The following is an 8,391-nucleotide window of genomic DNA, read 5'->3' as shown; positions in this document are numbered from 1 at the left end:
ACAGAATTAGTGGTAAAAGAAGCGTTCCAATATCGAGCAGTGCCAGAGGACACCACTACTGCTGAGAGTGCTTGGAATGCCATTCAGACTTGTCGAGAGGTATACAATCACGCACTCACACAAGAGTACAGACCTGCACCAGATCATAACAAACCGTCTTATAACACGATGCAGAATATGCTTCCCAAATGGAAGCGAGAATGGTCTGAGTGGAAAGGAGTGTACTCAAAATGCCTTCAAATGGCAGTTCGCCGTATCAAAAATAGCGAAAGTGTCCTCGACTCGCTCGAAGAACGTGGATTCGATGTTGGTCGTCTCAAGTGGAAATCACCACGAGAATACCGTAGCATAAAGTACAACCAGTCTGGCTTTGACGTGGATAATAACACGGGTCAGGATGGTCACGCTATCGTGAACCTCTCGAAGATTGGTAATTTCAACTTGGACTACCATCGACCACTCCCAACCAAACAAAATCAAAACGCTAAAATTACTGAGGTTATACTCAAAAAGCAGAAAACGGGCGACTGGACAGTAAGTATTGTGGTCAAATACGACGCTGACTATCCAGAAAAGCCCACTGTCGAGAATATTTCTATAGAGGATACTGTTGGAATCGACCTCGGTATTACCAAGTTCATTCACGATTCAGATAATCGGGCGTTTGCCCGACTGGACGAGGAGAAAGACCGTGAGCGAGTCGAGAGACGACACCGCTCACTTTCTCGCAAGCAATACGAATCCGAGAACTGGAATAAAGCCCGACAGTCGCTGGTACGAGCATATGAAAGATTGAGAAACAGAAGAGAAGATTATCGTGAGAAGCTCGCCTGCTGGTACACGCAAGAATACGATGCTGTGTTTCTTGAAGATTTGGATGTGGCTTCGATGACTCAGCAGGATAGGAACGCTCGGAATATCTCCGCAATGTCGTGGTATGCGACAATCCAAGCATTTGAGCGACATGGAAACAAGAATGGATGTCATATAGTGAAAGTACCACCAGAAGGAACAACAAAGCGATGTGCGAAGTGTGGTGTTGGGTCTGACAAACCATTATGGGTGAGAGAACATTCCTGTCCAAGCTGTGGATTTACAGTAGATAGAGATTATAATTCGTCTTTGGAAGTTCAACAGCTTGGATTAAAGAAATTGGGAGTGGAGTTTGAGAAGGAAGAGTTAGGGCTGGGACAGTCCGAGTACAGCAGTAACACAATGTCTGTGGAGGCTGGTATCTCTGAGGGTAGTCATCACCGTGATGCACTACTTTCAAATACTGCCGTTAATTTGGCTATAGAAGCAGAAAATCTAATGCGAGAGCACAGAAGCCCTACCCTCAAGGAGCGAACCGCGAAAGCGGTGAGTGAGTAGGGTAGGGTAGTTCACTGACAATAGCTGATCTTCCGCACGAAATCTCTTAAAATCAGGGAAACACCCAACTTGAGTATTCTCTCGAAGAAATCCAACGATCTGAGTCCTATTGGGAGCTCAGACTAGGAATTATGCGGCATCAGTATCTGTGCGTACAGTCAGCACTGGAACCGAGGACCGTCTGACAGTGCGTTCGGTGACACTTCCAAGAAGGTATCGCTCCAGTCCGGTCCGACCGTGCGTTCCCATAACAATGAGATCAACATCATGTTCCTCAGCGTATGTAACAATGGCATCGTCAGGAATGCCGGCTTCAACTGCTGGCGTGACATTAACTCCAGTATCAGCACCACGGTCCTCAACTGCATCAGTCATGTCGTGTGCGTTCTCACGGAGGGTTGATTCAATCTGTGCGGGACTAACTGCTGGGGCGCCATGACTAATATCTCTTGCATCAACGACTGACAGTACGTGAACTTCCGCGTCGTGCTGTGTTGCGAGATTAAACGCATGTGTGACTGCCTCGTCTGCACATTCACTACCATCCGTTGGAACAAGTATATGATCGTACATATACCGACGTTATTCATCATCAACCGGTTTATATATAGTGGGTAATTTCCGGTCAAGATAGTATTGCTATCCTCAATATAAATTAGATATAATAATCGATATATTCCATAATTATCTATAAATGTCCATCGATATTAGAATATTTAGTGTTTTAATGTTATATTTGGACGTACTAATCGATATCTTAAAATACGTATCAAAAAGAATTCAAGTATGAATAAAGAAATTCTGGCTGCAATTGGAAGCAAATATAATGCGGATATCCTTCGTGTGAGCAATCAGCCACAATCTGCGCAGGAACTGAGCGAAAGACTCGGTGTTCCAATTGCAACATGCTATCGTCGGATTGACCAGCTTACTGATGCTAGTCTCCTCGAATTTCATGATGATGCTCTCTCTGATCAACGCCGACACAGGAAGGTATACCAACGTAATGTCGATAAAATCACGATACAGTTTAACAGGGAAAACATGGAGATGGATCTATCCTATCGGTCGGAACACAGTTCACAACTCAGCCGAGTGCGACAGCATAACTCGAGACGTAACTCGCGTATCATCTGAGATAATTCCACTGGAAGTGTATCTCAGTGCCGTGTGAACTACCCCACCCTACTCGTTCACGGCGTTAGCCGTTCGATCCTTGAGGGTGGGGCTTCCTGTTTCAACGACACGCTTTGCAGAGATGGATGTATTCACAGGGAGCACAATCTCCACAGGCGTTTCTTTGGAGTGTCCCACTTCTCATTGTTGCAGACCGCGAGCAAGGATGTTGATCGCCGCGTTCGCGTTCCGATCCACTTCAAACCCACATGATGGTGGGTTCTCAGTTTTCACGACGCAGTTACCACACTGCTTGGTCGTATACTTCGGGTCGACCGCCGCAAAGTGCGTGCCTTCGCAGTCGCATTTGTATTCGAGCATCCGCTTGACCATTCCCCACGCCTCCGACGCTCGGGTTCGAGAGTTGCCAGTGAGTTCAACCAGCAACCAGCCCCCTCGCATCTAGATCCTCAACAGCCACGAGATCGGACTCAGTGGCGTAGTAGTTCGACAGTTTCTGCAAGAACTCACGGCGTTTTCGTTTCAGGTCAGCATGGCGTTGGGCAACGACCTTCTGTTGTTTCTCCCAATTGTGTGAGCCGTGCTCTTTCCGTGAGAGATCACGTTGGGCACGTTCCAACCGGTCGCGTTCGTCCGACAATTCAAGCGATCCGACAGCAGTTTCATCGGTACCGTGGGCGTATTTGAGTATGCCAACGTTGATTCCGTCTCGACACATCGCTCGGGGGTAGCTGGGTTTTTCGGGTGTCTGTTTGCCGTCGACGGCGAATGAGGCGAACCTCTCGCACACATTGGTTGAGTGTCCCGACCGGTTCAGGGATTTGCTCAAACTCATTGAGTGCATGATTGTAAAGTTGCCGACAGGTATCACGGTGATAATCCAGCCGCTCACGCTGTTCAGGCGTTGGGTCAAGCTGGAATCTGTCGGTGTAGTGCATTGGTGGTAGCTATTCGTCAGGTTCGGACGTTCGGACGATTTTCACGTCTGCGCCACGCCACCGTTTCGGAACGAGGACGTGTGCGCCGTTGCCGGTCTCGGTTTCACTTTGTCCTCGATGAGTTCCTGACCTTCGATTTCATGTCTATCCATCAGCTGCATTTAGATATTGTTTCAACGTGAGCTAAAGATGTCGGTACGCCGGGTGTGGAGTAGGGGGTAGTGATAGAGAACAGTGTATGTAAATGATGACGGCGGTGTATCCGCTCCCTACTGCGCTACTCGATCACCGGTCTGCGTTGCTTCTTGAGGAAGGGGCTTACCGCCTAGGATCAGCTAAACTAATTTTGCTTTATGATTTGGCTGATATTCACAACTTAAACATCGTGACCTGGATGTATGATCACCACTTGGGTTACTATATGCAGCTAAAATTTACTAGCATATACCACAGTCAACGTCATTCTATCACTCGTTACGCCACTTGTGCGTCTTCCCAGCCTTCTGTATGAACTTGGTCAGATGGAATACCCAACTCATCTAATCGTTTCTTTGCAGCAACGACTGCCGTTGGCACACCACAGATATAATAATCCGCATCATCCGTCAGTGAATCGATTACACTCGGGAGCTGTTCTTGAATATATCCAGTGTGACCATGCCACTCCTCGCGAGAAAGTGAAAACCGCGTGTCAACCGGATACGTCACTTCGTATTGCTCTAATAGCGGCTTATACAGCAGTTGATCCTGTGTTTTCTCGCCGAACATGAATATTGCCTGTGAACCACCATTGGCGAGGTATTCTTCTAAAAGCCCAATGAGTGGTGTGATACCGGTGCCAGTGCCAATGAATACTGCTGGTCGGTCTGTCTGTTGAAGTGTAAGACTCCCAGTCAACGTTGGTTTTACCTGAATGACATCTCCAGCTGACCGTGCATCCATATAATCGGCGACACCATCGGTCCCATATGCACGAAGCATGAGACCAATCTGTGTGTCATCAACGGCAAGAACACTATATGGTTTCACTCCGTTATCAGTTTGAATCGCTGTATGCTGTCCTGGTTTACCGTCAAAGCTCCCATCATTCAATTCGACAATATATTGCTTACAGTCTGGACTGATTTCACTAACGCTCGTGATTGTTGCCTCAGAAAAAGCCATTATATCTATATTAGGGTCTTGATGGGTGTAAACCCCTCGTTGAGTGAAAATTGTTAAAAGAATAGTCACAGTATACTGGGCATATTCTATTTTAATTACACTATGCCGTATGATGGAATTATCACAGTGTCCTCGTTAATATCAACAGTGGAGAATAACTGCCAGTCACGATTCACTCACTATTACGCTGAGGCAATTTCCGCCGCCTGAGACGGAATGAAGTGCGGTCGCCCAACAGTATCTAAAGAGATGGTAGAACCGACCTCGGATCTTGGAGAGGATGTCGACGAGTCTAATGCATCAGTATGTGCGACCTGCAGTGAAGCAATCGTGCAGTTGCCAACTCACCGCGTTGTCACTTGGATCGAGGACGGAACTGCTCAACATCGACATTTCTGTTCAGAGGCATGTTATGCTGAATTTGAGTCTAATTCCACCGCTGAGGATTGATCAGACTGAGTTACCAACTAATCACAGGCAGCAATTTTTTGAGTTCTTCTCACTCCCGATTGTATATTCCTGACTTCTAGATATAGTATAATTCTCACTGAAAGAGTGACCGCACACGCTCATTCTCCGGTCGGCTCAACCGTTGCTGGTTGTGGAATTGACCCACCACGAAACGCAATAAGTAGTGCTATCAACACAACAGCAACTCCGGCAGCGAAGAAGGTGAAGACAGTATCAAACGTATATCCGGCAGCAGTTAATAATCCAACAACACTACTTCCTGTTGCTTCAATTAATAATGCAATGCCACTGAAAACTGCATATGCACTTGCACGAACCTCGGACGGAAGAACACCAAGCAACCATGTATCTAATGCCGGGAAGAGACTATGAATCGCGAATCCAATGAGTATTGAGCAGCCAAGAATGCCGATAATACCAGAGACGCGGGTAAGCATGAACAATGATGTGGTGTACACACCAAGCATTGTAAGAATGTATGGAACTGGTGCGAACCGATCAACAAGCTCTCCTGAGAGCCAAAATGCAGGAACCCCAGCCGCAAATATGACTGTGAGATATCCACCGGCTTGTGCAGCAGGTATCGCTTTGGCGTTGATAAGATATGAGACATAAAAATTGAATACACCTTGCCAGACAAACCCAGCAACGGTGATCATAATGAGTCCAACTACGACGACACGCCAGTGTGTAAGCACTGCAGAGAAGTTTCGGTCAGGTCCAGTGCCAATTTGCTCTTCAATAGAACGAGTTGTGATGGCAACTAGTATTGTTGTCACAGCTGCAGTCACTGCGAGTGCCCAAAACGCTACACGCCAATCAAATGCTGTTACCGCAGCAACGGCGACAGGTGCGGCGATGACGGCTGCGATCTGTGCGGCGGTGCCGTGGATTCCGATTGACCGACCAACCTGATCCGGTCGAAGTTCACCAATTAATGGGATGGCAGCAACAAAGTATCCGCCAGAGGCAATACCAATCACGAGCGCACCCACTTGAAGCATCCAAACGGAACTTGCACTTGCAGTAAATGCTGCCGCTGTAGAGAGTAAACCACCGGCTACGATAACAACATGATGCCGTGGAACACGAGTAAGTACATATCCAACTGGAATACGCGGGAGCGCACTGCCAACCCAGACAAGTGTTGTCACAAATCCAATTGTTGCTGGACCAACGCTGAAAGCTGTCTGAAGCGGTTCAACGAGTGGCGCAAATACAGTCCGCCCAAAATTAACGAGAAGAACCAATCCACAAAGAGTTCCAAAGAGCCGTCGCGTCACAGTGGTACATTGGGCTGGCTCCGACAGAAGGCTTCCGAATTTCAATGTTCATGTACAAAAATTGTTTATTCAAAACTAATTTACTTCCAGAGTAAAACCGTGCGTCATAATATAATTTTGTCAGGATGGACCCTCTTATTTAGCTATTCTGGAGATTTTAACTATTGCAGGCTAAGTCCCCTTCCTCAAGGAACGAGCGAAGCGAGTGAGTACGGCGGGGATACAACCGTACGCTATTCCGATACAACCACAGAAACGCAATACGGAATAACAGTTTTCGATTTGGTTACCCAATATAAGAATGAACCCAATGGAATACGATCTTGGTACGGGAGCGCACTCCGTGTACTCCCTGCACTACCACCTCGTTCTCGTCGTGAACTACCGACGAAACGTGTTCACAGCGGAGCGAGCGGAGTTTCTCCATGAGGTCTCCAACGGTCAACGGGTTTGCAGACAACTACGGTGTCGAAATCAAAAACCTCGAAGCCAACAAAGACCACGTTCACCTCGTCCTCGTCCTCAACGCAGAACCCACGACAGACCTCGCCAAATTTGTTAACGTCCTCAAAGGAGCATCAGCACGACGCATCCGTAACGAGTACGAAGATGATCTTGACGACGAGTTGTGGGGTGACCAGTTCTGGTCAGACTCGTACTGTCTCATCAGTACAGGACAGGTTTCGCTGGATGTACTGAAAAAATACGTCGAGAACCAACGCTCGGCAGGTGATGACGAATGAGGCAGGAAGCAGAGAAGACCATTGTCGCCAAGATACGCACCGATGAGCTAACGCAGATAAAGAAAGAGGCACTCGACGACGAGTTCAGCGAGTTTCAAGCTTACATTCGAGGCGACGACGCCGACTTGTACTCCGCCACAAAACAAGCTGCTGATGCGCACATCGACACGGACAACTTGCGGGACGACCACGAGTATCCATGGTTCATCCGTAACGACGTGTTCGATGTCGAGCAGCACGATACTGAGGTAGCGGACTGGTGGATGAACATCCCAGTCTCGCAAGTGTACGGCGGAGTCAATGTCCCAATCAACCCACACGAGTCTATTCCTGACGATGCCGAACTGAAAGACTCAAAAATCGTCAACGAAGACGGCGAGTACTACGCTCACCTCTCGATAAAACAGCGAGTCGAATTACAAGACGAGTACGATGGTGTTCTCGCTGTAGACCTCGGAAGCCGATGGGTGGCAGTGTCGGTGGCACTGCCCTCTCGTGAAACCATGTTCTACGGCAACTGCGCCGACATCATCAGGAACTTCGCACTCGACTCCAAGAGAAGGGAGCGTACAATACGCTCGTGCCCGTCAAGAATAGCGAGTGGCGTGCGATTGACGACCGACTCCACAAGATTAGCCGACAGGTTGTTGAAGACGCTAAGGAGCGGAATTTTCTCATCGTCATTGGTAATCTTGAAGGCATCCAGAATCAGGAGATGGGGACTGAGATGAACCGTCGATTGCACTCGATGCCTCACTACACGCTGACACGGTACATCACGTACAAGGCACGATTCGCTGGGATTGGGGTGAAAATCGTGGATGAGTACAATACCAGCCAGACGTGCTGGCGGTGTGGTGAGAAAGAGAATACGGAGCGGGTCGGTCAAGATCGGCACTTATGTGACGAGTGTGGGTTGGATGATAACGCTGACAAGAATGGTGCGACAAATATTGGAAAGAAAGGACTAGCTAAGGACATTCAGAGCCCGCTATCCAGTCTCGGGGGCGTGTATGAACCGTCCCTCGAACTGGGCGACGATGACGAGACCGCTGCACAGGTTCGTGTACGTCTCAGAGATGACTCAGAAACCAAACCCCACCCCATCCTCGACGAGCGAGTCCACAGGACGAGCGAAGTAGGGTGGGGTAGTTCATTGCGAACATTGTATTTCTCTATAACAAAATATCCAATCTGCCAGGGGTCGGTCTTATATTTCCACTATGAGGATACGAGAGCTTTGTTCGACGTTGGGTTTTTCGCGACTGACATGCGAGAATGAAA

Annotated in this window: 7 protein-coding genes and 4 pseudogenes; 5 read left to right on the top strand and 6 right to left on the bottom strand. The window is 48.1% G+C overall.

What is annotated here, in order from left to right:
• Window positions 1-1,371: RNA-guided endonuclease InsQ/TnpB family protein (locus J07HQW2_RS03675; RefSeq protein ID WP_303703950.1), on the top strand; the 1,371-nt coding region annotated here is incomplete at its 5' end.
• A 129-nt stretch (window positions 1,372-1,500) separates the two neighbouring features.
• On the opposite strand, the gene J07HQW2_RS03670 is transcribed toward J07HQW2_RS03675, so the two are convergent.
• Window positions 1,501-1,944, bottom strand: a complete 444-nt coding sequence (locus tag J07HQW2_RS03670) for a universal stress protein (RefSeq protein ID WP_021054000.1) — start codon at window positions 1,942-1,944, stop codon at window positions 1,501-1,503.
• A gap of 213 nt (window positions 1,945-2,157) precedes the next feature.
• Between J07HQW2_RS03670 and J07HQW2_RS03665 the strand changes: the two genes are divergently transcribed.
• A complete protein-coding gene (locus J07HQW2_RS03665; RefSeq protein WP_021053999.1) occupies window positions 2,158-2,508 on the top strand; it encodes a winged helix-turn-helix domain-containing protein in 351 nt (116 codons plus the stop codon).
• A 48-nt stretch (window positions 2,509-2,556) separates the two neighbouring features.
• On the opposite strand, the pseudogene J07HQW2_RS03660 reads toward J07HQW2_RS03665, so the two are convergent.
• The 4 genes and pseudogenes from J07HQW2_RS03660 to J07HQW2_RS03655 all read right to left on the bottom strand — a co-directional run.
• A pseudogene (locus J07HQW2_RS03660) lies at window positions 2,557-3,292 on the bottom strand (RNA-guided endonuclease InsQ/TnpB family protein); the annotation flags it as partial.
• 88 nt (window positions 3,293-3,380) lie between these two features.
• Window positions 3,381-3,446 (bottom strand): annotated as a pseudogene (locus J07HQW2_RS17595) (hypothetical protein); the annotation flags it as partial.
• Between the two features lie 9 nt (window positions 3,447-3,455).
• Window positions 3,456-3,598: pseudogene (locus J07HQW2_RS17590) on the bottom strand (DUF2080 family transposase-associated protein).
• Between the two features lie 322 nt (window positions 3,599-3,920).
• Complete coding sequence (locus J07HQW2_RS03655; protein ID WP_021053995.1) at window positions 3,921-4,610, bottom strand: FAD-dependent oxidoreductase; 690 nt, start codon at window positions 4,608-4,610, stop codon at window positions 3,921-3,923.
• Between the two features lie 249 nt (window positions 4,611-4,859).
• Here J07HQW2_RS03655 and J07HQW2_RS03650 point away from each other — a divergent pair, with 249 nt between their 5' ends.
• Window positions 4,860-5,060, top strand: coding sequence for a DUF7576 family protein (locus J07HQW2_RS03650; RefSeq protein ID WP_021053994.1), 201 nt, complete (start codon window positions 4,860-4,862; stop codon window positions 5,058-5,060).
• A 119-nt stretch (window positions 5,061-5,179) separates the two neighbouring features.
• On the opposite strand, the gene J07HQW2_RS03645 is transcribed toward J07HQW2_RS03650, so the two are convergent.
• Complete coding sequence (locus J07HQW2_RS03645) at window positions 5,180-6,364, bottom strand: MFS transporter (protein ID WP_021053993.1); 1,185 nt, start codon at window positions 6,362-6,364, stop codon at window positions 5,180-5,182.
• Window positions 6,365-6,674: 310 nt separating this feature from the next.
• Here J07HQW2_RS03645 and tnpA point away from each other — a divergent pair.
• Both tnpA and J07HQW2_RS17585 read left to right on the top strand, forming a co-directional pair.
• A pseudogene (gene tnpA, locus J07HQW2_RS03640) lies at window positions 6,675-7,107 on the top strand (IS200/IS605 family transposase).
• 517 nt (window positions 7,108-7,624) lie between these two features.
• Window positions 7,625-8,389 carry an RNA-guided endonuclease TnpB family protein gene (locus tag J07HQW2_RS17585; RefSeq protein WP_303704300.1) on the top strand — a complete coding sequence of 255 codons (765 nt, stop codon included), beginning with the start codon at window positions 7,625-7,627 and terminating at the stop codon, window positions 8,387-8,389.
• The last annotated feature ends 2 nt before the right edge of the window (window positions 8,390-8,391 follow it).

Origin of the sequence: Haloquadratum walsbyi J07HQW2 (genome assembly GCF_000415985.1) — an archaeon.
GTDB classification, from domain to species: Archaea; Halobacteriota; Halobacteria; order Halobacteriales; family Haloferacaceae; genus Haloquadratum; species Haloquadratum walsbyi_B.
The sequence above is the reverse complement of the archived record's forward strand: the minus strand, read 5'-3'. Positions and strand labels throughout refer to the sequence as shown.

Bases quoted from the DNA above. Each gene is read 5' to 3' on its own strand.
- J07HQW2_RS03665 (WP_021053999.1), top strand. From the start codon at position 2,158: ATGAATAAAGAAATTCTGGCTGCAATTGGAAGCAAATATAATGCGGAT.
- J07HQW2_RS03650 (WP_021053994.1), top strand. From the start codon at position 4,860: ATGGTAGAACCGACCTCGGATCTTGGAGAGGATGTCGACGAGTCTAAT.
- J07HQW2_RS03655 (WP_021053995.1), bottom strand. From the start codon at position 4,610: ATGGCTTTTTCTGAGGCAACAATCACGAGCGTTAGTGAAATCAGTCCA.
- J07HQW2_RS03670 (WP_021054000.1), bottom strand. From the start codon at position 1,944: ATGTACGATCATATACTTGTTCCAACGGATGGTAGTGAATGTGCAGAC.